The following is a 22,157-nucleotide window of genomic DNA, read 5'->3' as shown; positions in this document are numbered from 1 at the left end:
GCGGGCGGGGACGATCCTCCACGGCAGCCGCGCTGGTACAGGTGGCTGCCGTTTTTCGTGGGCCCTGCGCCGCGGAAGCGCTTGACCCTGCCATCGTTGCAAGGTGCACACTGCCTCCACCCCCAAGTGCATCGAAGGAGCTACAGATGGAATTCCATGTGGAAGGCATGACCTGCGGCGGCTGCGCGCGCAGCGTGACCAAGGCGATCGAGCTGGTCGACCCGGCGGCGACGGTGTCGGCCGACCCGCCCAGCCGCCGCGTGCAGGTGCAGACCTCGGCCAGCGAAGCGCAGATCATTGCAGCGCTGACCGAAGCGGGTTTCCCGCCGCGCCCGGCCTGATCGCCTGAGCCGCTGCATGAACGATGCCCGCCCCGTGCAACTGCCGGGGCGGGCATTTTCTTTTCCGTATGTCGTCCTCAGGTCCTGCGCGCGCGCCTGCGTACCGCCCCGGTGGGCGCCGCCACCGGCGCAGCGCCCTCCTCGCCTTCCCCCAGCCGCTGCAGGATCGGGCACTCCGGACGATCATCGCCGGCGCAGCAGCTGATCAGTGATTTCAGCGTATCGGCCATCTGCCGCATGTTCTCGATGCGCTGTTCCAGATCATCGATGTGCTGCTCGGCCAGGCGCTTGACGTCGGCGCTGTGCCGCGAGGTGTCGTTCCACAGGCCCAGCAGGTCGGTGATCTCGGCCACCGAAAAGCCGAGATCACGCGCGCGACGGATGAAACGCAGCCGGTGCACGTCGGCCTGCGAATAGGCGCGATAACCCGCGCCGGTACGGTCAGCTGGCGGAATCAGGCCGATCTGCTCGTAGTAGCGGATCATCTTGGCCGACACGCTGGATGCCTTCGATGCTTCACCGATGTTCATGCCATCACTCCTTTACTGGGCCGCATGGGACGCCTCGACCATCGGCACCTGGAAGCGCCGCAGGCGCAGCGCATTGCCGAGCACGAACACGCTGGACAGGGCCATGGCACCGGCGGCGAACACCGGCGACAGCAGCACGCCCCATACCGGGTACAGCGCACCCGCCGCGACCGGAATCAACGCGGTGTTGTAGGCGAAGGCCCAGAACAGGTTCTGGCGGATGTTGCCGATGGTCGCCTTCGACAGCGCGATGGCATTGGGCACGCCCTGCAGGTTGCCGGACATCAGCACCACGTCGGCCGACTCCACCGCGACATCGGTGCCGGTGCCGATCGCCAGGCCCACATCGGCCTCGGCCAGCGCCGGCGCATCGTTGATGCCATCACCGACGAACGCAATCTGCCCGTAAGCCGCCTTCAACCGGCGCACCGCCTCCACCTTGCCTTCGGGCAACACCTCGGCCACCACTTCATCGATGCCGAGCTGGCGGGCGATGGCCTGCGCGGTGGCGGCGTTGTCACCGGTAATCATGGCCACCTTCAGACCCAGCTGGTGCAGGGCGGCAATGGCGGCCGGCGTACTCGGCTTGATCGGATCGGAGACAGCGATGATCGCCGCCAGGCGGCCATCGATGGCGGCATACAGCGGCGACTTTCCTTCGTTGCCGAGGCGGTCGGCCAGCGCAGCGAACATGCCGATGTCCACGCCCAGCGAACGCATGAAGCGATCGGCACCCACTTCCACCCGCGCACCGTCGACGCTGGCACGCACGCCCATGCCGGTCGCCGACTCGAAATCAATCATCGCCGGCAACGCGATGCCCTCCTCCGTCGCCGCCTCGACAATGGCGCGGGCGATCGGATGCTCCGAGCGCGACTCCACCGCGGCCACCCGCGCCAGTACCTGCGCACGATCGAAACCGTCGGCGATTTCCAGATCGGTCAGCAGCGGGCGACCTTCGGTCAAGGTGCCGGTCTTGTCCACCGCCACCACCTTGGCGTCCTTCAACAGCTGCAGCGCCTCGCCCTTGCGGAACAACACGCCCATCTCGGCGCCACGGCCGGTGCCGACCATGATCGAGGTCGGCGTGGCCAGCCCCATCGCGCATGGGCAGGCGATGATCAGCACGGCCACCGCGTTGACCAGCGCGAAGGTCAGCGCCGGCGACGGTCCGAAGATCAGCCACACCAGGAAGGTGGCCAGGGCCGCCAGCATCACCGCCGGCACGAACCACAGCGTCACCTTGTCGACCACGGCCTGGATGGGCAGCTTGGAACCCTGTGCCTGTTCAACCAGACGGATGATCTGCGCCAGCATGGTCTGCCCACCTACCGCCGTCGCACGCAGGGTCAGCGCGCCCTTCTGGTTGACGGTGCCGCCAACCACGCTGCTGCCGGCCGACTTCTCCACCGGGATCGGCTCGCCAGTGATCATCGATTCGTCGACGTAGCTGCGACCCTCGGCCACCTCACCATCCACCGGCACGCGCTCGCCCGGACGCACTTCCAGCAGATCGCCCAGCAGCACCTCGTTGATCGGGATATCGACGATGCGCCCTTCGCGGCTGACGTGCGCCACCTTGGCCTGCAGGTTGACCAGGCGCTTGATCGCCTCCGAGGTACGGCCTTTCGCGCGCACCTCCAGGAACCGGCCGAGCAGGATCAGCGCGACGATCACCGCCGCCGCTTCGTAGTAGACATTCACCGTGCCCGCCGGCAGCAGGCGCGGGATGAAGGTGGCCACCACCGAATAACCGAACGCCGCCGCGGTACCCACCGCCACCAGCGAGTTCATGTCGGGCGCCAGGCGCAGCAGCGCCGGGAAGCCCTTCTGGTAGAAACGCCGGCCGGGAATGGCCAGGACCAGCGTGGTCAGCACGAACTGCAGGTACCAGCTGGCCTGCATGCCGATCGTGGACATCACCCAATGGTGCATGCCGGGGATCAGGTGCGAACCCATTTCCAGCACGAACACCGGGGCCGCCAGCACGCTGGCCAGGATCAGGTCGCGCTTCAGCGCCACCCGCTCGGCATCCTTCTTTTCCGCCGCTTCCTCGTCGACCTGGGTACCGCCATCGATCGCGCGCGCCGCATATCCAACCTTGTCGATCGCCGCCACCAGTGCATCGATGCCGGCAACGCCGCGCACGGTCGCACGCTCGGTGGCCAGGTTGACGCTGGCGTGGCTGACGCCCGGTACGGCCAGCAGCGCGCGCTCCACGCGGCCGACGCAGGACGCGCAGGTCATCCCTTCCACGGCCAGTTCGGTGGTCGCGGCGGGTACTTCGTAGCCCACCTTCTCTACTGCCTGGATCAGCGCATCGCGGTCGACCGGACCAGAGGAACGGATGTCTGCGCGCTCGGTGGCCAGGTTGACCGACACGCTGGCGACCCCCTCGACCTTGGCCAGGGCCGCTTCAACGCGGCCAACACAGCTGGCGCAGGTCATGCCTTCGATCGGCAGGCTGATGGTGGAAGCCGTCTCGTGGACGGCTGTGGGGCTGGAGGTGCTCATGGCCTGGTTTCCCTGGTTCCATCTGGAGGATGGTGACCAGCCTAGACCTTGCCATCGTGGGAAGGTCAAATCCACCCCACCCCGCCAACGACCCACCCATCCCGCGCGCCCAGTAGAGCCACGCCATGCGTGGCTGCCCGTCAAATCGTGGCTGGCGCCGGGCCATGCCCGGCGCCGCCTTTCCCTCAGAACGTGAACACATACTCCAGCGCGAACTCGCGTCCCACCGCACCCAGCAGGCGGGTCGGCGCGAAATCGTAGTCCACCTTGTACGGGTCCTTGTGGTTCCAGCTGGTCGCATTGAAAGCGTTGTTCACGTACAGATTGACCTTCATGAACTCGGTCACCTGGTAGCCGACGTTGAAGTTCCAGGTAATGAATGGCCCCACCCGCCCGTAGTAGCGCGCCGTCTGCTGCCCCGCGTTCGGGTTCGGATTGGCCGATCCATCCGGGCGCGTGGCGGGTTCCAGGCAGTTCAGCGACGGGCTGTCGCTGGGCACGTAGCCATCGGCGAACGGCAGGCAGCCGCCGGGGTTGTCCAGGCGGTCGGTGCCCCAGTGGTAGCGCACGCCCGGCACTGAACCGATGCGGTCGGCATACACGTTCGCATTCCAGTTGCCACCCTGCCACGCCAGGCTGGCGCGCAGCTTGCTGCGCAGGTCACGGTCGCGACGCTCAGGGTTCGGATCGTTGGCGTAACGCTGTTCTTTCGTCGAAATCTGGTTGGTGTAGTTCACCCCCAGCTGGAAGCTGCCCCATGCGGCCGTCTCCAGCCGGTAGCGCGCGCTCAGGTCGATGCCGCGCACTTCGCGGCTGGCCAGGTTGAACGGCCCGCGCTCGATCGACACCAGCCGGCCGCTGCCGTCACGGTTCACCCGGGCCAGGATGCCGGCGCAGTAAGCCTCACCTGCCGGGTTCGCCCACGGCGTGCCGTCCATGTTCTTGCCGGTCAGGCAGCCGGCCTCACTCGCCAGCACTTCGTCGGCACCGACGTCGACGATCATGTCTTCCAGCTTGATCGCCCAGTAGTCAGCGCTCATCGACAGGTTCGGCAGCACGTCCCACACGAAACCGACCGTCCACGAATCGCCGGTTTCCGAGCGCAGCAGTGGCGTACCCCGGCGGTTCACGTCGAACGCGTACCAGACATCGGTATTGCCCACGCCGCAGTTGTTGACCAGATAAGCGCCGCTCTCGATGCAGCGCAGGCGGTCGTAGGTCAGCACTTCGGAACTGCTGGCCTGGCCCAGCAGGTAGTGCATGTCCGGCGCGTGGAAGCTGGTCGCGTAGGAACCGCGCACCAGCAGCGACTCGAACGGCCGCCATTCCAGGCCGGCGTTCCAGGTGGTTTCCTTCTGGCTGCCGATATCCAGCGCTTCACCGCCGCCGTCGGCCTTGTAGCTGCCGTACCGGTCGTAGCGTGCCGCCGCGGTGGCGATCAGGCTGTCGGCCAACGGGATCTTGAATTCGACACCGGCCGAGTAGCGGGTACGCTCGCCACCGCCGCGATCGACGTTCTGCAGATCGAAATCGATGCCCGCGCGCGGGTCCGGGCTGAGGTGATAGCCCTGCTTGGCCACTTCGGCCACCGCGGCGAACGAGATCGGCCCGGCCCAGCCCTGGAACAGTTCACCGGTGATGTCGGCCGAGGCCTGGTTGACGTAGGACGACGCCCGGTTCTTCGCTACCGTGCCCATCTGCCAGTATTGGTCCGGGGTGATCGGGTTCCACCAGCGCGACTCGTTCAAGGCGTAGATCGCCTCGCCATCGCCGGTGGTGCCCAGCCGTGGGCCGAGGAAGAAGTCGTACGACTTCTGCTCGTCGACCACGTTCTGCCGCTCCTCAACGCGGTAGTAGGAACGGCCGACCGTGGCGCTCCAATCGAAACGATCGGCCAGGCGCCCGCGCAGGCCTGCGCTGATATCCCACGACAACTCGCGGTTGGTATTGCGCAGCGTGTCCAGGCCACCGACTTCGTTCGGGGTGAACTGGCGCACGCCGAGCACCGGGCGATTGCGGTTGGCATCCCAGTAGTAACCGTTGGCATCGTCGATCAGCGACACGCTCGGCGGATTGGTGCCCCAGATCGCTTCGGAACGGTATACCGCCAGGTTGCTCCAGGCCTGCAGATCGTTGCCGAAATCGAAGGTGGCATACAGGTTGCCCGACAGGTTCTCCGATCCTCCGGTCAACAGCCAGTTGGCGTAGTCGGCGCTCATGCCGCAGAGGCGGCCGGTGTTGCTCACCGTATTGGCGTTGTAGTTGTAGACCAGGCGGTCGGCGGTGTAGTACTCGCCAGCGAATTTCTCGCAGGTGCCGTCCGGCGGCGCCAGGCGCTGGCCGTTGCTGGGGTCGATCAACGCCAAGCCAGCGGTGGGACGGAAGCCGACCTTGCGCTGCTCCATGTTCCAGGACGGGTACAGCGCATCGTCGGCGTCGTCCATCTGCGGCCGGTCGCGGCCGAACAACGGATCGCGCTTGGTGTACTGCAGGGCGTAGGTCACGCTCCAGTTGTCGCCGGTCTTGCCGCCCGCCCAGGACAGATCCCAGGTGTCACGCCCGCCTTCGGTGGAGGTACCGCCGCGCACGCGCACTTCGTCGCCGTCGTAGTTGGTCTTGAGGATGACATTGACCACGCCGGCGATGGCGTCTGAACCGTAGATCGCCGAAGCGCCGCCAGTCAGCACTTCGATGCGTTCGACCGCCGCCGCCGGAATGTTGCTGTAGTTGGAGAAATTGGTCTCGCCGCCATAGGGCAGCGGATAGTCGGCCACGCGGCGGCCATTGACCAGCAGCAGGCTGCGGTTGGGGCCCATGCCGCGCAGGTTCAGGCCGCTCGCGTTGGGGGTGTGCGAGCCCCACTGCGACGCCGCCTCGACCGTGCCGGTCGCCTCGGTCAGGGTCTTCAGTGCGTCGTAGACGGTGACGAAGCCTTCCTTCTGGATCTGTGCGGCGCTGATCACGTTGACCGGGGCCGGGCCCTCGACGCTGGCACGCTTGATGCGCGAACCGGTGACGGTGACCGCATCAAGATCCTTGGTGGGCGACGGGGCCGCGTCCTGTGCGCCAGCGGCGAACGGCAGCAGGGCCAGGGCGAGGGCGTGGGACAGCAGATGACGGCGGTTGCGGACGGACTGAGCCATGGGTGGTTGCTCTTGGATGGTGGACGCGCGGTCGGATGGCGATCCCGGGCGTTGAATCGATCCATCTCGATTCGACCGCCCTCCCCTGTGGATCGATCCAAACTAAAGCACAGCTGAACCATGCGCAGCATGCGGCGATGCAGCATCCACGCGACACACGTCGTTGTTGCCTGTTGGGCTGCAGATGAATCAATGGGTTGCACGACATAGTTATGGAAGCAGCACAGATGTCGATGACACGATCACGACAGTCGCGCGCAGAACGGTTTTGTCCGTGATCGGGTTGCGCGTTCGCCGGGCATGGCCCGGCGCTACCGCGGATGCACCCATCGCGGTGCGGACCCGCCCCGGTAGCGCCGGGCCATGCCCGGCGGATTCGGTCAGCCGTCGAGCGCCTTCCGCAGCGCACTCACCGTGGCGGTGTCTGTCTGGCTCCAGTCCGGGTCCAGCCCGCGCAGGGCCGGGTTCTGGAACTGCATGGCCGAACGTCGTTGCCCCTTGGCCGAGGCATGCAGTTCGAGACAGCCGGTCTTCCGCGCCACGGCGGCGATGTTGCCCGGGCCCAGCCCTGCGCCGGCCATGACGTTGATCCTGCCGGCCGCCTGCGCGACCAGCGCGGCCAGTACATCGGCACCGGCGTCGGCGCTGGCCTGGCCGCCGGACGTCAGCACCCGCTGGCAGCCCAGCCCGATCACCTGCTCCAGCGCCGCCGGCAGATCGCGCGCGGCATCGAAGGCACGGTGGAAGGTCACCTGCAACGGGCCGGCCGCGCGCAGCAGTTCGCGGCACAGCGGCAGGTCGATATCGCCCTGCGCATCCAGCGCACCGATCACCACGCCATCGCAGCCCAGCGCGCGGCACTGGGTGATGTCGCGCAGCATCAGCTCGGTTTCCAGCGCGTCGTAGTGGAAATCCCCCGGACGCGGCCGCACCAGCACGAACAACGGAATTGCCAGGCGCTCGCGGGCGATGGCGATGCTGGCAAACGACGGCGTGGTACCGCCTTCGGCAAGATTGTCGAACAGTTCGATGCGATCTGCGCCACCGGCCTGCGCGGCCAACGCCGAAGCCACCGAATTGCTGGCGATCTCCAGCGTCAGGCGCGCGTTCACGCCTGCGTGCTCGTATAGATCGACGGTGAGTCGCGCAGGTCGTCCTGGCGCTGCGCATCGCACACCGCGTAGACGAAGCCGCGATGCAGTGCATAGGCACCCACCTCGCCCTGCTTGTTCATGGCAAGGAAGCAGACCTGCAGCGTGCGGCTGGCCTCGGGGCGCTTGCGCACCACCCGGTCGATCGCTTCGCGGCAGGCCTGTGCCGGCGAACGGCCCTGGCGCATCAGCTCGACCACCAGGAACGAGGCCGCGTTGCGGATCATTTCTTCGCCCACACCCGAGGCGGTGGCCGCGCCCACGTCGTTGTCCACGTAAAGGCCAGCGCCGATGATCGGGCTGTCGCCGACCCGGCCGTGCAGTTTCCAGGCCATGCCGCTGGTGGTGCACGCACCGGCCAGGTTGCCCTTGGCGTCCAGTGCCAGCATGCCGATGGTGTCGTGGTTGTCGCTGTTGCCGGGAAGACCGCGGCGCTCGGCATTGATCTGCGGCGCGTACTTTTCGGTCTTCAGCCACTCACGCCAGGCCGCTTCGGCCTTCGGCGTCAGCAGGTGCTGGCGCTGGAAGCCCTGCTGCACGGCGAACTGCTGGGCGCCCTCGCCCACCAGCAGCACATGCGGGCTGTTCTCCATCACCCTGCGGGCCACCGACACCGGGTGCAGGATGTCGACCAGCGCAGCAACCGCGCCACAGCGGCCGTCACCATCCATGATGCTGGCGTCCAGGCTCAGCACGCCGTCGCGGTCCGGGTTGCCACAATGGCCGACGGTGGGATTGCACAGCTCGCTTTCGGCCCAGCGTGCACCGGCTTCCACCGCATCCAGCGCACTGCCGCCCTGCGCCAGTACCTTCCACGCGGCCTGGTTGGCCGGCACGCCGAAGTCCCAGGTCGAGACCACCTTGGCGCCACCGTGCGTACGCGCCTTCACCGCCGGCAACGCTGCCACGCCTGCGGCCAGTGCACCGGCCTGCAAAAACTGCCTGCGATCCACCATCTTCGCCTCCGTCTGCATGCTGCGCCCGCCGGCCCGATGCCGGCAGCGCCGATCAATCGTGCGCGGGGGTCCGCGCTGCGTGCCAGGCTGCGGCACCGAGCACACCCAGCTGGCCATGTTCGACCCGCCACACCGGCACCTGGCGCAGCACGTCGGTCAGCACCCCCTTGTTGAGGAAGCGCTCACGGAAACGGCCGTCGGCCAGGAAGTCCTGCACATGGGTGGAAATGCCGCCGGCCAGGTACACCGAGCGCGCGCCTACGGCGATCGCCGCGTCGCCGGCCAGGCTGCCCAGCCAGGCGCAGAACACCTGCAGGGTTTCCACTGCCAGCGCGTCGTCGCCTTGCCGCGCAGCCGCGATCAGCGCTTCGGTGCTGGTCCATTGCGGAGCCACGCCGCGCATTTCGCACAGGCAGGGATACAGGTTCATCAGGCCGCTGCCGGACAGCACGCGTTCGTTGTCCACATGCGGCCAGCGCTGCAGCAGCTGGCCCAGCACATGCAGTTCCAGCGCATTGCCGGCGCCCAACGCAGCGTGGCCGATCTCGCTGGCCAGCACCGGGCGCTCGCCATCGGCGAAGCGCAACGCGGCGCCCAGGCCGGTGCCCGGCCCCAGCACCAGTGCCGGGAAGGTCTTGGCCGGATCGGCATCGCCATTCAGCGGCACCAGCGTGTCGGCCTGCAGGTAGGGAATGGCCAACGCCACTGCTTCGAAATCATTGATCAGCTGCAGGTCGGGCAGGCCCGACTCGCGGCGCGTCGCCGACAACGACACCGTCCACGGCAGATTGGCATTGATCAGGGTATCGCCGTCGAGCAGGCCGGCGATGGCGACCACCGCACTGGCCATCGGCTGGCCGAGACTGGCGGTGAAATCGGCCAGGATCGCCGCCAGGCTGGGGTGGTCGGCGCAGGCGTAGGTGCGGTAGCTGCCCAGCCGCGGCGCCTGCCCCGGCAGGGTCTCAGCCAACGCAAGACGGGCGAAGGTACCGCCGACATCGGCGACGACCAGGCTGCGGGGGACGCCGCTGCGGGCGGACTCGGATGGCGCCGGGGACACTGCTGCAACGTTCACGCTGGCCTGCTTGGATCGATTGAATCGTGCCGATTCTCAGGCATCGGACGGCCTTTGCCTAGCGCGGCGACAGCGCCGCCCGGGTCACATGCCTTCCTGCTCGGCCACCTGCACGCCATCCACCAGCACCCGCAGGCGCTGCGGGCGGAACCCGGCGAACAGCAGCGGCCGGGTCCGCTCCACCAGCACTTCATGGCCGGCGATATGGCGCTGCCACGACTGTACCAGCGAGAACGAGAAGTGCGTGCCCGGATGCAGCGGATGCTGCACCCAGACCTTCTCGCTGGCGCTCTGCAGCATCATCGCGCCGGTAAACCAGTGGCGGCTGAGGGTGACCGGCGTGGTGCCGGCCATGAAGCGGATATCCATGCTGCGTCCTTTCGTGATGGAAGCTGGTGATCGAAGCCCGGCCCGCGCCCGCGCTCAGGGCTGCGCGGTCTGCAGGCTGTAGCTGGTGCTGGCGGTGAACACCGCACCATCGGGCTGGGTGGAGCGCACCTCGACCTTGTGGCTGCCCACGGCCAGGTCGGTCGGCAACGCGCCACGCCACAGGTGCGGCGAGGCGGTGGCTTCCGGCGAGCGGTCGTAACCGCGCAGCGTGGAAGCCAGGTCGTCGGCCACGTTCTCCACCAGCAGGCGCGGATCAGGCTGGCTGACCTGCTTCATCGGCTGCCAGGCGCCGCCATCGACGCGGTACTCGACTACGCTGGCGTCCTCGCCCATGTACACGTTGGCATAGATGCCCCACGCCGGGTACGCGCCCTTGCGCAGCACCTTCGGTGCATGCAGGCCGATCTGCTCGCTGGCGGCCGCACCGGCCACCCGGTACTGCAGGCGATAGCTGCCGTTGCCGGCCACGTCCAGCAGCGCATAGCCCTTCGGCGTGCCGTCGCTCATGGTGCTGTCCGGTACGCCGGCGGCATTCTTCACGCCTGACCAGAACGCACCGCAGTTGGCACCGACGTTGTACTCGTGCAGCGGCCTGGCGCCCTGCCAACCGTCAGCCTTGCCGTGGTAGACGTGCTGCTGGGTGTGGCTGTGGCCACTGAGCACCAGCACGTTGCGGAAGTCCTTCAGCAGGTCGAACAGGCGCTGGCGGTCGGCATGGCGGAAAGTCTCGCGCCCCGGTGCCGCATCGAACAGCGGGATGTGCATGCCCAGCACCAGCAGACGGTCCTTGTGCAGGCCCTTCAGGTAGGCAGCGAGGAAAGCGAACTGATCCTCGCGCAGGCCACCCACATACCTGGGCTTGGCGTTGGGGTCGTACACCACGTCGTCGAGGAACACGAAACTGGCGCCCCCCTCTTCCACTGCATAGGTATCGGGGCCGTAGATGTTGCGCCAGCTGTCCAGCGAATGCGCATCATTGGCCGCGTCGACATCCAGGTCGTGGTTGCCGGGTACGTGGAACCACGGCACGCCAAGTTCGGTGGTGACCTTGTTGATCGCCGGGTACAGGGTCAGATCGTCGTTGACGATGTCGCCCAGCGTGGTGCCCAGGCGGGCCTTGGTCTGGCCCACCAGCGGCGCCACGATGGACTGCCGGTAGTAGCCGATGTCCTGCAGGCTGGCGGTCTGCGAGTCGGTGAACACCAGCATCTGGAACCCACGGCGGCTGTCATGCCGGTCGTTCTGCAGGGCGAAGTCCCAGTTGCGGGCAACGTCACTGGTCGCGGCGATGCCACCGTACTTCAGCGCCGGCGAACCATTCGGCCGGTAGTGTCGCCAGAACGACGGCAGGCCGTCGGCAGCCTTCGGGAAGGAATAGGCATCGGGCTTGATCACGAAGACCGTCTGCCCGTCACGCACCGGCAGGCTGTAGCTGCCGTCGGCGGCGGTCTTGACGATGGTTTCGCCGTTGGACACCTGCACGCCGGCCAGGCCTGGATCGGTCGCACCGCGGCCCGGCTTGCCGTCACGCTCCAGATAGACCTTGCCGCTGACCACGGTATCGGCGGCCCAGGCCGGCGAGGTCAGCAACAGGCAGCACAGCCAGGCGGCAGGCAGTTTCATGGGGGCGGTCCGGGAAAAAGAGACCGCCTATTGTAGATTCCGGCGATGACATCGCGCACGCGATTGCCGCTTTTCCTGTCGTGCCGGCCGCTGGCCGGCATTCCACCAGGCGTCCCTTGATCATCGGGTTGCCGGCCAGCAGCCGGCGCTGCCGCACCTCTAACGATGGCGCTTTTCCAGCACGTCGCGGGCATCTTCCAGCGACAGCCCGCGCGCGCGCAGCAGCACCAGCAGGTGGTACAGCAGGTCCGACGCCTCGCCCAGCAAGGCCTCATCGTCCTGCGCCACCGCGGCCAGCGCCATCTCCACGCCTTCCTCGCCCACCTTCTGCGCGATGCGGCGGATGCCGCCTTCGAACAGGGACGTCGTATAGCTGCCGGAGGGGCGCAGCGCCTCACGCACGGCGACCAGCTGGTCCAGGCCACCGAGGAAGTCCTTCGGTGCGCCGTCGAAGCAGCTTTCCGCGCCGGTGTGGCAGGTCGGGCCTGCCGGGCGCGCCAGCACCAGCAGCGTATCGGCATCGCAATCGACGCTGATCGACTGCACCGCCAGCACATTGCCGGACTGCTCGCCCTTGGTCCAAAGACGCTGCTTGCTGCGGCTGAAGAAGGTCATGTGGCCGATGGCCAGCGTCGCTGCCAGCGACTCGGCGCTGACGTAACCCAGCATCAGCACCTGCAGGGTGTCGGCGTCCTGCACAACGGCCGGCAGCAACCCATCGCCCTTGTCCCAGTCCAGCGTTTCCAGCGCCTGCGGCGACGGCCGCACATCAATAGACATCCCGCACCTCGATCTGCTGCTCGCGCAGGTAGCGCTTCAAGTCGGCAATGGCGATGGCGCCACTGTGGAATACGCTGGCCGCCAGCGCACCGTCAACGTCGGCCTGGTCAAAGGCCTGGGCGAAGTGCTCCATCGTACCCGCACCGCCCGATGCGATGAGGGGCACCTGGCACAGCGCACGTGCCTGGCGCAGCTGCTCGACGTCATAGCCACGGCGCACGCCATCGCTGTCCATGCAGTTCAGGACGATCTCGCCGGCACCCCGGCGCTGCGCCTCGACGATCCAGTCCAGCGTGCGCAGCGGCACTGCCTGGGTTTTGTCCGGGTCGCCGCTGAAACGGCGCACGCGCCACTGGCCGTCGTCCTCGCGTACCGAGTCGACACCGACCACCACGCACTGCACGCCGAATTCTTCGGCCAGTTCGCTGATCAGTGCCGGGCGGCCCAGCGCGGGTGAGTTGATCGAGATCTTGTCCGCACCGGCGAACAGCACGCGACGCGCGGTCTCTACGCTGTCGATGCCGCCGGCCACGCAGAACGGGATATCGATCAGGCGCGCGATGCGCTCGATCCAGGCCACGTCCACCGACCGTGCCTCCGGGCTGGCGCCGATGTCATAGAACACCAGCTCGTCGGCGCCCTGGTCGCGATAGCGCTGCGCCAGTTCGGCGATGTCCCCCATGTCGACGTGATCGCGGAAACGCACGCCCTTGACCACGCGGCCATCGCGCACGTCCAGGCACGGAATGATGCGGCGGCTCAGCATGCCAGCGCCTCCGCCAGGTCCATGCGCTGTTCCAGCAATGCCTTGCCGAGGATCGCGCCGCCACAACCGGCGGCCTGTGCCGCAGCCACGTCGGCCACATCGCGGATACCGCCTGACGCCTGTATCGCCACGCCCGGCAGCAACGCTGCGAGGTGCCGGTACAGGCTGATGTTGGGCCCGGCCAGCATGCCATCGCGGGCGATGTCGGTGCACAACAGGTGACGCATGCCGGCCTGTGCATAGCGTTCGGCCAGCGCATCCAGGGTCACCCCCGCGTTCTCGGTCCAGCCATGCACCGGCAGCTGCCATTGCCCCTGCGCGTCCTGCCGTGCATCGAGCGCGATGGTCAGCCGCTCCGGGCCGAACTCGCCCAGCCAGCCGATCACCTGCGCCGGCTCGCGCACCGCCAGTGAGCCGATCACCACGCGGATGGCACCCGCATCGAGGATGCGTGCCACGTCGTCACGGCCACGCACGCCGCCACCGGTCTGTACCTGCAGCGGGGTCTGCGCACGGATCGCGGCCAACAGCGGCGCCAACGTGTAGCCACCGGCACGTGCGGCATCCAGATCGACCAGGTGCATCCACTGTGCGCCCTGCGTGGCGAATGCCTGCGCACGCGGCAGCGGGTCGTCGCCATAGTGGGTTTCCTGCGCGTAGTCGCCCTGGCGCAGCCGCACGACGCGGCCGTCGCGGATATCCAGTGCGGGGTAGACGATGAAACTCATGCAGCGGTGCCCTCGAGGAAATTGCGCAGCATCAGCGAACCGGTATCGCCGGACCGCTCGGGATGGAACTGGGCGCCGAAGTAGCGGCCCTGCTCGACCACGGCGGTGAACAGGCCGCCGTGATCACAGGCGGCGACGGTATGGCTGTTCAGCGGCGCGGCATAGCTGTGCACGAAATACGCACTGGCGCGCTCGGGAACCCCCTGCAGCAGCAGCGACGGGCGCAGCGGCAGCAGCCGGTTCCAGCCCATGTGCGGCACGCGGATGCCACAGGCCGGCACCAGCTTGCGCACCACGCCGGGGATCAATCCCAGCGTATCCACGCCGGCCTCTTCGGAGCGATCAAACAACAGCTGCATGCCCAGGCAGATGCCCATCAAGGGCACCTGCAGCTGGCGCAGCGGCTCGACCAGGCCCTGCGCATGCAGGCGCTGCATGCCGGGGCCGGCCGCGCCGACGCCGGGCAGGATCACCCGTTGCGCGCCGGCTAGGCCTTCGGCATCGCGGACCAGCTTCACCGTCGCACCGAGCCGTTCCAATGCGTAGCGCACCGAACCCAGGTTGGCACCGCCGGCATCGATCAGCACGACCTCGCTCACAGCGCCCCCTTGGTGGTCGGCAAGGCGGTTCCCTGCCGCGCCAGTGCCGGCCGCAGTGCACGTGCCAGGGCCTTGAAGCAGGCTTCAACCTTGTGGTGGTCGTTGTCGCCACGCACCTGCAGGTTGAGGTTCAGCCCGCTGGCATCGCACAGCGAACGGAAGAAGTGCGGGACCAGCTCGGTCGGCATGTCGCCCACGCGCTCGCGCTTGAACTCGCCTTCAAACACGAAATACGGGCGGCCACTGAAATCCAGCGCAGCGCTGGCCAGGGTTTCATCCATCGGCAGGGTAAAGCCGTAACGGCCGATGCCGCGCTTGTCGCCCAGCGCCTCGCGCAGGGCCTGGCCCAGCGCAAGGCCGGTGTCTTCGATGGTGTGGTGTTCGTCGATGTGCAGATCGCCCTCGGCGCGGATGTCCAGGGCGAAACCGCCGTGCTTGCCGATCTGCTCCAGCATGTGGTCGAAGAACGGCAGGCCGGTGTGGATGTGCGCATCGCCGGCACGATCCAGATCCAGTTCGACGCGGATCTTCGTCTCCTTGGTATTGCGCTGGACCACCGCCGTGCGTGGTGCATCGGCCAGTGCGTGGGCGATGCCCGGCCAGTCCCACTCGCCGCCGAACTGTTCGGTGCGCAGCTGGAAGCCACGGATGTTGAGGTTGTCGGCGAACTGCAGGTCGGTGATGCGGTCGCCCACCATGCCCGAGCGCGCCCAGTCGATGCTGCGGTCCTGCAGGTAGGCCGTCATCAGGCCGATGCCCGGCTTGCGCGTCGGCGCGTTGTCGTGCGGCCAGCTGCAGTCGACCAGCACGTCACGGAAAACGATGCCCTGGCTTTCGAAGATCTGCAGCATCAGGTCATTCGGGCCATCGAAGCTGGCGCGCGGGTAGCTCTCGCTGCCGAGGCCATCCTGGTTGGTGACGATCACGAACTGGTAGCCGGCATCGCGCAGCTTCAGCAGCGCCGGGATCACCTGCGGCACGAAGCGCAGCTTCTCGTAGGCGTCGATCTGGAAATCCGCCGGCTCCTCGATGAGGGTGCCGTCGCGGTCGATGAACAGGATCGGCGTCATGCCGCGGCCCTCCGTGCCGACAGGGCCGCAAGCACGCGGTCGTTCTCTTCGGGGCTGCCGATGCTGATACGCAGTGCATCGCCCAGCTGCGGTGCGGCGCGCTGGTCGCGCACCACCACGCCGGCAGCGAGCAGCGCGTCGAACGCCACCTGCGCATCGGCAAAGCGGACCAGCAGGTAGTTGCCGGCCGATGCGTATACCCGGCCGATGCCAGGCAGGCCCTGCAGGCCGTGGTGCAGGCGCTCGCGCTCGGTGATGACCGTGGCTACCCGCTCAGCGGTGCGCGCAAGCGCGGCCGGCTGCAGCGCCTGCACGGCCAGCTCGGCGCACGGCGTCGGCACCGGGTACGGCGCCTGGCAGCGGCGCAGCACGGCAATCAGCTCCGGCGCGGCGATCAAGGTGCCGATACGCGCGGCGGCCAGAGCGTGCGCCTTGGACAACGTGCGCAGCACCGCCAGGTTGGCGTGCGCGGCAAGCAGCGTGGTCGCCGAAGCGCGCTGCGCGTACTCGACATAGGCCTCGTCCACCACCACCAGCGCCTGCCCGCGCAGGGCAACGGCCACGCGCTCGATCTCCGCCAGCGGGATATCGCTGCCGGCAGGATTGGACGGCGCGCACAGGAAAACGAGCTTGGCGCCCTGCCCCTTCGCAGCGGCAATAACCGCATCCAGGTCCGTGCGCAGGCCCTCACCATCGTCAATCAGCGGCACCTCGATCAAGGGCGCACCCTGCAACCGCGCACAGACCGCGTACATGCCGAATACCGGCGGCGTCACCAGCACGCCATCGCGGCCCGGCACGCACAGGGCGCGCACCAGCAGATCGATCGCCTCGTCGCTGCCACGGCCTACCAGCAGCTGTTGCGGCTGCACGCCGTACAGCGACGCCAGCGCATCACGCAGCGCACCCGGTTGCGGTTCCGGGTAGCGGCGGCAGCCGCCCGTGGCGTCGGCCGGGTTGGCCCACGCCGATTCGTTCGCGTTCAACCACACCTCGCCCTGCACAGCGCTGCTGCGCGCCGAACTGTAGCCGGCAAAGGCCTGCAGGTCCGGCCGTACCAGGGCCAGCACGCCGTCAATGTCCGCGCTCATGCGGCCACCTCCATGCGCAGTGCCACCGCACGTTCGTGCGCATCCAGCCCTTCGGCGCTGGCGATGATGCGCGCGCAGCCACCGATCGCGGCCAGGCCAGCAGCGGTCGCGCTCTGTACGCTGATCAGGTTCTGGAAGCTGGCCACGCTGACGCCACTGTAGGCGCGTGCGGCACCGGCGGTGGGCAGCACGTGGTTGGTGCCGCTGCAGTAGTCACCCAGTGCTTCCGGCGTGTAGTCGCCGAGGAACACCGAACCGGCCGCCTGCACCTGGTCCAGCCACGCGCGCGGTTCGCGCAGGGCCAGGATCAGGTGTTCGGGGGCGTAGCGGTTGCTGATCGCAAACGCATCGGCCAGCGATTCCACCTGGATCAACTGCGATGCCGACAGCGCCTGGCGGGCGATGTCCTGCCGCGGCAGCAGGGCCACCTGGCGCTCAACTTCGGCCTCGACGGCGGCCAGCATCGCCGCATCATCGGTCAGCAGCAGCACCTGGGAATCCGGGCCGTGCTCGGCCTGCGACAGCAGGTCGGCGGCAACGAATGCAGGGTTGGCACCGGCATCGGCGATCACCAGCACTTCCGAGGGACCGGCCGGCATGTCGATGGCGGCGGCACCGTCCTGTGCCACCTGCTGCTTGGCCTCGGTGACGAAACTGTTGCCCGGCCCGAACAGCTTGTCGCTGGCCGGGATGCTTTCGGTGCCATAGGCCATCGCCGCGATCGCCTGCGCACCACCCAGCTTGAACACGCGTTGCACACCGGTCAGGCGCGCGGCCACCAGCACCGCAGGATCGGCCGTACCGTCGGCACGCGGCGGGGTGCACAGCACCACCTGTGGGCAAGCGGCCAACTGCGCCGGCACGCCCAGCATCAGCGCGGTGGACGGCAGCGGCGCACTACCGGCCGGCACGTACAGGCCAACCCGGCCGATCGGCCGCAGCATGCGCTCGCAGACCACGCCCAGCGCGGTTTCCACCGTATAGCCCTGGCCCATGCCGGCCGCGTGGAAGCGGGTGATGCGTTCGGCCGCTTCCACCATGGCCTGGCGCAGCTCGGCCGGCACCACGGCGTCGGCAGCTGCGAACTCGGCTGCGGAAACTTCGAAATCCTGCAGATCCACGCCATCGAAGCGCGCGGTGATCGCGCGCAGCGCGGCGTCGCCCTGCGTGCGCACCTGCGCGATCAGCGCGGCCACCGCATCACGGGTCTGCTGCGCCACGGTCTGCACCGGGCGGGTCAGCGCCGCGCTGCGTGCGGCCTCGTCAAGTTGCGACCAGATCAGACGATTCATGCCAGCGACCGCTCCACGCTCAGTACCATCAGGCCCTGGGCGCCGGCGCGCTCCAGTTCTTCCATGCGCTGCCAGGTCAATGGACCGGGGCACATGGTCTGCAAGCGCAATGCACCGCCATCGGCAGGCAAACGCACCAACGGTTCGGCATCGGCCAGCAGCTGCGACAACGCGTCGACGCGGTCCTCGCTGGCGCGGAACATCAGCAGCTTGCGGTCCTGCCGCTGCACCACACCGTCCAGGCGGCGCAGCAGCATGCTGCGCAGCGCGCCGCGCGCATCATCGGGAACGCGTACCGCACCGGCCAGCACGGCTTCGCTGTCGAGCAGGTTGTGCACCGGGGTAAGCTGGTTGGCACGCAGCGTGGCGCCGCTGGAGACCAGGTCGCAGATCAGGTCGGCGGTGCCCAGGCGCGGCGCGATCTCCACCGAGCCGGACAGTTCCACCACCTGTGCATCCACGCCCTGCGCGGCCAGCCACTGCTTGAGGATCGCCGGGTAGCTGGTGGCGATGCGGGTACCGGCCAGTTGTGCCGGCCCCTGCCATTGCCAGTCTTCCGGCACCGCCAGCATCAAGCGGCACTGCCCAAAGCCCAGCCCACGCAATGCCTGGTAGGCATCGGCCAGGCCGATCTGGCGACGCGCGGCCGCCTGTTCGTCCAGTTCATTGCGGCCGACGATGCCCAGGTCGCAGACGCCATCGGCGATCAGGCCGGGAATGTCGTCGTCGCGCACCAGCAGCAGGTCCACCGGCAGTGATTCGCCGTAGCAGAACAACTTGTCGCGGCTCTCGCGCCAGCTCAGGCCACAGGCACTGAGCAGGTTGCGGGCGGGCTCGGCCAGCCGGCCACTCTTCTGGATGGCGATACGCAGCCGGTCTCGCGCCGGCGCTGCCTGGGTTGCACTCATGGGGGAGGTCTCGAAGTCTGGAACGGGGGCGCGGATCAGCGCGAAGCAAGGCGGTCGACAGCGGCGGCATAGCCTCGATGGCCATGCTCGAGCGTGCGTGCCACCCGTCCGGTGGTGGTCACGCTGACGCCGGTGCGCTCGTGGATCTCGCGGTAGGGCACGCCCTGCTGCAGCAGCGGCACCACCTTCCAGCGGTCGGCCATGGCTTCCAGCTCGGCTGGCGTGCACAGGTCACGCAGGAAGGCGACCACCTGCTCCGGCTCGCGCAGCGCGGCAAAGGCCTGGGCCAGGGCGTCCAGATCGGCTTGCGGGTCTTTGGCGGCTATGTCGGGGCGGGCTTTCACGGGCGGGGCTCTTGCATCAATGTAATAGCGTGTTAGTACATTAACGCATTCTTGCACGCCACGTCAAAGCCCGGCCAGGTTCCGCCAGGCCCGTTCAGGCAGCGGAAACGAAAACGCCCACCGGGCGGTGGGCGTTCGGATGCGGCAATGGACAGGGCTTCGATCAGGGCAGGCAGCGGACCTCTGCCTGCAGCGCGCCGCGCCGCAGGCATTCACCGAACAGGCTGCCCTGCCGGCTTGGACGGGACTGCAGGTTCTGCAGCGTTCCTGCCCGGCCCGGGCACGCCCGCTCGGCAAGGGCCTGCAGATCCTGCTCAAGCTGCGCTCGATCCATCACATGGCAGCGATCAGCCACCAGCTGGTAATTCGCAGGGCCGATCCGGGTGCTGCGCAACGCCGGATCGCTCTGGCATGCCGCCAGCAGGAACAGCATCAGTGTTCCTGCAGCGGCACGCGTCACGGCATGACCCGCGACTGCTCCAGTTCCACCTGCAGGGTGCTGGCCAGTTCATCACGGGAGACTTCGAACTGCTGCTCGCGCAGCAGGTCCTTCACCGCCACCACGCCGCGCGCCAGCTCGTCTTCGCCAGCCAGCACCACGAAACGGATACCGGCCTTGGCCGCGTACTGGAACTGCTTGCCGATCTTCTTCGGCTCCATCTGCACTTCGGTGTTGATGCCACCGGCGCGCAGGCGGCGGGCGATGTCCAGCGACTGCGGCATGCCCTGCTCGTCCATCAGCGCCACCAGCGCCTGCACGCTGCTGGCCTCGATGCCCTCGATCAGGCCAGCTTCGCGCAGCTGCCAGAACAGGCGCGACAGGCCGATGGAAATGCCCACGCCCGGCAGCTTGGACTTGCTGTAGTGGCTGGCCAGGTCTTCATAACGGCCACCGGAACAGATCGACCCGATCTGCGGGTGGTCGGTCAGCGTGGTCTCGTACACCGTGCCGGTGTAGTAATCCAGGCCACGTGCAATGGAGAAGTTCAGGCAGTACGCGCTTTCCGGCACGCCCAGTGCCTGCACCAGCTGCAGTACTTCGCGCAGCTCGGCTACGCCGGCACGCAGGATCTCCGAGGAACCCGCACCGTCTTCCAGTGCTGCCAGCTGTGCCAGCGCATCGGCATGACCCTGCGAACGCACGGCGACGAAGGCCAGGATCTTCTCGACCTGTTCGGCCGGAATGCCGAAGCCCTCGCCCACCAGCGTCTCGCGCACGTAGTCGGGGCCACGCTTGTCCAGCTTGTCCACTTCGCGCAGCACTGCCAGCTGGCGTTCACCCTCGGCCACGCCCAGGCTTTCGAAGAAGCCGCGCAGCAGCTTGCGGTTGTTCAACTGGATGCTGAAGTCACCGATGCGCAGTTCGGCAAATACCGCATGGATGACCGCCAGCACTTCGGCGTCGTAACGCACGCTCAGGCTGTCCTTGCCGATCACGTCGATGTCGCACTGGTAGAACTCGCGGAAGCGGCCGCGCTGGGCGCGCTCGCCGCGGTACACGCGCTGCATCTGGTAACGGCGGAACGGGAAGGTCAGCTCGTGTTCGTGCTCGGCCACGTAACGCGCCAGCGGCACGGTCAGGTCGAAGCGCAGCGCCATCTCCGGCAGCGAACGATCGCCGGATTCAGCAGCGTTGGCCAGCGCGCCGGTGGACTGCACGAAATACACCTGGCGCTCGGTCTCGCCGCCGGACTTGGTCAGCAGCACATCGGACAGCTCGAACACCGGCGTCTCCACCGGCAGGAACCCGAAGCGCTCGTAGTTGCGGCGGATGACGTCCAGCATGCGCTGGAACGCAATCTGCTCGCGCGGCAGCAGTTCAAGGGTGCCGGGCGGGGTACGGGGCTTGATCACGGGCGGAGCTCCTGCGGAATCGGGGACGTGGGAGGGGGCGACATTCTAGCGCCCCGCATCGCTCAGCCGCAGATAAGGGGTCCAACGGCCGCTTGAAGTATCATAAAGCCCTCCCCCGCCCGCGATACGCCCACGCAACATGTCCCGGCCTTCCGGCGCTCCGCCCGCCACCAACGACCCCGCCGCGCCGTCCTGCGCCACGCTGGACTGCCTGCACTGCTCGGTACGCCACCTGGCGGTGTGCTCTGCGCTGTCGCCCGATGAGGTGCAGGCGCTGGAACAGGTGACCGTGTCGCAGCAGCTGGCGATGGGCAGCACCCTCGCCCGCAGCGGCGAAGAGCGCCAGCATGTCTATACATTGACCGGTGGCGCGCTGCGGCTGGTGCGCACGCTTGCCGATGGCCGTCGCCAGATCAATGGCTTCGTGCTGCCTGGCGATTACCTGGGCCTGAGCGGCAGCGACCACCATCGCTACGACATCGAGGCCATCGCCGACAGCCGCGTGTGCCGCGTTGCCCTGCCGCAGATGAAGGGCCTGCGCGCCCGCTATCCGCACCTGGAGCGCAAGCTGCTGCAGCGCGCCTGCCAGGAGCTGGACGCCGCACAGGATGCCGCGCTGGCGCTGGCACGCCTGCAACCGGCGGAAAAACTCGCTGATTTCCTGCTTCGCCTGGCCGCGCGCGAGGCCAAGCTGGGCGGAGATGGCCTGCGCGTCTCCCTGCCGATGGGCCGCGGCGACATCGCCGATCATCTGGGCCTGACGATGGAGACGGTCAGCCGCACGTTCACCAAGCTGCGCCAGCAGGGGTTGATCGCCCTGCCCCATCTGAACGTGGTTGAGATCCTCGACGAGGATGGCCTGCGCACGCTGGCCGGTGACGTGCGGGGCTGAGCGCCCGATCAGTATCGGCTTGCCGGCCAGCGGCCGGCACTACCATGATGGATTGGTGACCTCTGCGATTGCCGGCCAGCGGCCGGCACTACCATGATCCATTGGTGACC

The 22,157-nt window shown here is 67.8% G+C and carries 21 protein-coding genes; 2 read left to right on the top strand and 19 right to left on the bottom strand.

What is annotated here, in order from left to right; translation table 11 throughout:
- Nucleotides 1-146: 146 nt before the first annotated feature.
- A complete protein-coding gene (locus tag AC3WTC_RS04725) occupies nt 147-341 on the top strand; it encodes a heavy-metal-associated domain-containing protein (RefSeq protein ID WP_025874804.1) in 195 nt (64 codons plus the stop codon).
- A gap of 77 nt (nt 342-418) precedes the next feature.
- On the opposite strand, the gene cueR is transcribed toward AC3WTC_RS04725, so the two are convergent.
- The 19 genes from cueR to hisS form a co-directional block, all read right to left on the bottom strand.
- The gene (gene cueR, locus AC3WTC_RS04720; protein WP_025874806.1) at nt 419-871 is read right to left on the bottom strand and encodes a Cu(I)-responsive transcriptional regulator; all 453 of its coding nucleotides are present in this window, start codon (nt 869-871) and stop codon (nt 419-421) included.
- 12 nt (nt 872-883) lie between these two features.
- Entirely contained in the window at nt 884-3,385 is a 2,502-nt protein-coding gene (locus AC3WTC_RS04715) for a heavy metal translocating P-type ATPase (protein WP_080148942.1), read from the bottom strand.
- A gap of 185 nt (nt 3,386-3,570) precedes the next feature.
- Complete coding sequence (locus tag AC3WTC_RS04710) at nt 3,571-6,528, bottom strand: TonB-dependent receptor plug domain-containing protein (protein WP_059064080.1); 2,958 nt, start codon at nt 6,526-6,528, stop codon at nt 3,571-3,573.
- A gap of 380 nt (nt 6,529-6,908) precedes the next feature.
- Nucleotides 6,909-7,640, bottom strand: a complete 732-nt coding sequence (locus AC3WTC_RS04705; RefSeq protein WP_080148944.1) for a copper homeostasis protein CutC — start codon at nt 7,638-7,640, stop codon at nt 6,909-6,911.
- Nucleotides 7,637-8,635: a glycosylasparaginase gene (locus AC3WTC_RS04700; protein ID WP_059064083.1), complete on the bottom strand. Its 999-nt coding sequence runs from the start codon at nt 8,633-8,635 to the stop codon at nt 7,637-7,639. The genes AC3WTC_RS04705 and AC3WTC_RS04700 overlap by 4 nt, the downstream gene beginning before the upstream one ends.
- A gap of 52 nt (nt 8,636-8,687) precedes the next feature.
- Nucleotides 8,688-9,710: a glucokinase gene (locus AC3WTC_RS04695; protein WP_025874816.1), complete on the bottom strand. Its 1,023-nt coding sequence runs from the start codon at nt 9,708-9,710 to the stop codon at nt 8,688-8,690.
- Between the two features lie 84 nt (nt 9,711-9,794).
- Complete coding sequence (locus tag AC3WTC_RS04690; RefSeq protein ID WP_025874818.1) at nt 9,795-10,079, bottom strand: hypothetical protein; 285 nt, start codon at nt 10,077-10,079, stop codon at nt 9,795-9,797.
- A 54-nt stretch (nt 10,080-10,133) separates the two neighbouring features.
- Nucleotides 10,134-11,723, bottom strand: a complete 1,590-nt coding sequence (locus AC3WTC_RS04685) for a calcineurin-like phosphoesterase C-terminal domain-containing protein (protein WP_032975528.1) — start codon at nt 11,721-11,723, stop codon at nt 10,134-10,136.
- Between the two features lie 159 nt (nt 11,724-11,882).
- Nucleotides 11,883-12,503, bottom strand: coding sequence for a bifunctional phosphoribosyl-AMP cyclohydrolase/phosphoribosyl-ATP diphosphatase HisIE (hisIE, locus tag AC3WTC_RS04680; protein ID WP_492710772.1), 621 nt, complete (start codon nt 12,501-12,503; stop codon nt 11,883-11,885).
- The gene (hisF, locus tag AC3WTC_RS04675) at nt 12,493-13,269 is read right to left on the bottom strand and encodes an imidazole glycerol phosphate synthase subunit HisF (protein ID WP_492710770.1); all 777 of its coding nucleotides are present in this window, start codon (nt 13,267-13,269) and stop codon (nt 12,493-12,495) included. Before hisF ends, hisIE begins: the two co-directional genes overlap by 11 nt.
- Entirely contained in the window at nt 13,263-13,997 is a 735-nt protein-coding gene (hisA, locus tag AC3WTC_RS04670) for a 1-(5-phosphoribosyl)-5-[(5-phosphoribosylamino)methylideneamino]imidazole-4-carboxamide isomerase (RefSeq protein ID WP_080148948.1), read from the bottom strand. Before hisA ends, hisF begins: the two co-directional genes overlap by 7 nt.
- Nucleotides 13,994-14,596, bottom strand: coding sequence for an imidazole glycerol phosphate synthase subunit HisH (hisH, locus tag AC3WTC_RS04665; RefSeq protein WP_025874829.1), 603 nt, complete (start codon nt 14,594-14,596; stop codon nt 13,994-13,996). Before hisH ends, hisA begins: the two co-directional genes overlap by 4 nt.
- On the bottom strand, nt 14,593-15,666 hold the full coding sequence (hisB, locus tag AC3WTC_RS04660) for a bifunctional histidinol-phosphatase/imidazoleglycerol-phosphate dehydratase HisB (RefSeq protein ID WP_025874831.1): 1,074 nt from the start codon (nt 15,664-15,666) through the stop codon (nt 14,593-14,595). The genes hisH and hisB overlap by 4 nt, the downstream gene beginning before the upstream one ends.
- Nucleotides 15,663-16,757: a histidinol-phosphate transaminase gene (hisC, locus tag AC3WTC_RS04655; protein ID WP_080148949.1), complete on the bottom strand. Its 1,095-nt coding sequence runs from the start codon at nt 16,755-16,757 to the stop codon at nt 15,663-15,665. Before hisC ends, hisB begins: the two co-directional genes overlap by 4 nt.
- Nucleotides 16,754-18,049, bottom strand: a complete 1,296-nt coding sequence (gene hisD / locus AC3WTC_RS04650; protein WP_080148950.1) for a histidinol dehydrogenase — start codon at nt 18,047-18,049, stop codon at nt 16,754-16,756. The genes hisC and hisD overlap by 4 nt, the downstream gene beginning before the upstream one ends.
- A complete protein-coding gene (hisG, locus tag AC3WTC_RS04645) occupies nt 18,046-18,957 on the bottom strand; it encodes an ATP phosphoribosyltransferase (RefSeq protein ID WP_033830971.1) in 912 nt (303 codons plus the stop codon). Before hisG ends, hisD begins: the two co-directional genes overlap by 4 nt.
- 35 nt (nt 18,958-18,992) lie before the next feature.
- The gene (locus AC3WTC_RS04640) at nt 18,993-19,301 is read right to left on the bottom strand and encodes a YerC/YecD family TrpR-related protein (protein ID WP_025874839.1); all 309 of its coding nucleotides are present in this window, start codon (nt 19,299-19,301) and stop codon (nt 18,993-18,995) included.
- A 163-nt stretch (nt 19,302-19,464) separates the two neighbouring features.
- A complete protein-coding gene (locus AC3WTC_RS04635) occupies nt 19,465-19,734 on the bottom strand; it encodes a hypothetical protein (RefSeq protein WP_059064072.1) in 270 nt (89 codons plus the stop codon).
- A gap of 23 nt (nt 19,735-19,757) precedes the next feature.
- A complete protein-coding gene (gene hisS / locus AC3WTC_RS04630) occupies nt 19,758-21,155 on the bottom strand; it encodes a histidine--tRNA ligase (RefSeq protein ID WP_025874842.1) in 1,398 nt (465 codons plus the stop codon).
- A 139-nt stretch (nt 21,156-21,294) separates the two neighbouring features.
- Between hisS and AC3WTC_RS04625 the strand changes: the two genes are divergently transcribed.
- Nucleotides 21,295-22,047: a Crp/Fnr family transcriptional regulator gene (locus AC3WTC_RS04625; protein WP_080148951.1), complete on the top strand. Its 753-nt coding sequence runs from the start codon at nt 21,295-21,297 to the stop codon at nt 22,045-22,047.
- The last annotated feature ends 110 nt before the right edge of the window (nt 22,048-22,157 follow it).

The sequence above is a fragment of the Stenotrophomonas sp. FW305-C-20-S1 genome, assembly GCF_058783335.1.
This window is presented reverse-complemented; position numbering and strand designations above follow the sequence as displayed.

Excerpts from the sequence above, each read along its gene's own strand:
- AC3WTC_RS04725 (WP_025874804.1), top strand. The coding sequence starts at position 147 with ATGGAATTCCATGTGGAAGGCATGACCTGCGGCGGCTGCGCGCGCAGC.
- AC3WTC_RS04635 (WP_059064072.1), bottom strand. The coding sequence starts at position 19,734 with ATGCTGTTCCTGCTGGCGGCATGCCAGAGCGATCCGGCGTTGCGCAGC.
- AC3WTC_RS04625 (WP_080148951.1), top strand. The coding sequence starts at position 21,295 with ATGTCCCGGCCTTCCGGCGCTCCGCCCGCCACCAACGACCCCGCCGCG.
- hisIE (WP_492710772.1), bottom strand. The coding sequence starts at position 12,503 with ATGTCTATTGATGTGCGGCCGTCGCCGCAGGCGCTGGAAACGCTGGAC.
- hisG (WP_033830971.1), bottom strand. The coding sequence starts at position 18,957 with ATGAGTGCAACCCAGGCAGCGCCGGCGCGAGACCGGCTGCGTATCGCC.
- hisC (WP_080148949.1), bottom strand. The coding sequence starts at position 16,757 with ATGAGCGCGGACATTGACGGCGTGCTGGCCCTGGTACGGCCGGACCTG.
- AC3WTC_RS04715 (WP_080148942.1), bottom strand. The coding sequence starts at position 3,385 with ATGAGCACCTCCAGCCCCACAGCCGTCCACGAGACGGCTTCCACCATC.
- cueR (WP_025874806.1), bottom strand. The coding sequence starts at position 871 with ATGAACATCGGTGAAGCATCGAAGGCATCCAGCGTGTCGGCCAAGATG.
- AC3WTC_RS04710 (WP_059064080.1), bottom strand. The coding sequence starts at position 6,528 with ATGGCTCAGTCCGTCCGCAACCGCCGTCATCTGCTGTCCCACGCCCTC.
- AC3WTC_RS04700 (WP_059064083.1), bottom strand. The coding sequence starts at position 8,635 with ATGGTGGATCGCAGGCAGTTTTTGCAGGCCGGTGCACTGGCCGCAGGC.
- hisF (WP_492710770.1), bottom strand. The coding sequence starts at position 13,269 with ATGCTGAGCCGCCGCATCATTCCGTGCCTGGACGTGCGCGATGGCCGC.
- AC3WTC_RS04685 (WP_032975528.1), bottom strand. The coding sequence starts at position 11,723 with ATGAAACTGCCTGCCGCCTGGCTGTGCTGCCTGTTGCTGACCTCGCCG.
- AC3WTC_RS04690 (WP_025874818.1), bottom strand. The coding sequence starts at position 10,079 with ATGGATATCCGCTTCATGGCCGGCACCACGCCGGTCACCCTCAGCCGC.
- hisD (WP_080148950.1), bottom strand. The coding sequence starts at position 18,049 with ATGAATCGTCTGATCTGGTCGCAACTTGACGAGGCCGCACGCAGCGCG.
- hisB (WP_025874831.1), bottom strand. The coding sequence starts at position 15,666 with ATGACGCCGATCCTGTTCATCGACCGCGACGGCACCCTCATCGAGGAG.
- hisA (WP_080148948.1), bottom strand. The coding sequence starts at position 13,997 with ATGAGTTTCATCGTCTACCCCGCACTGGATATCCGCGACGGCCGCGTC.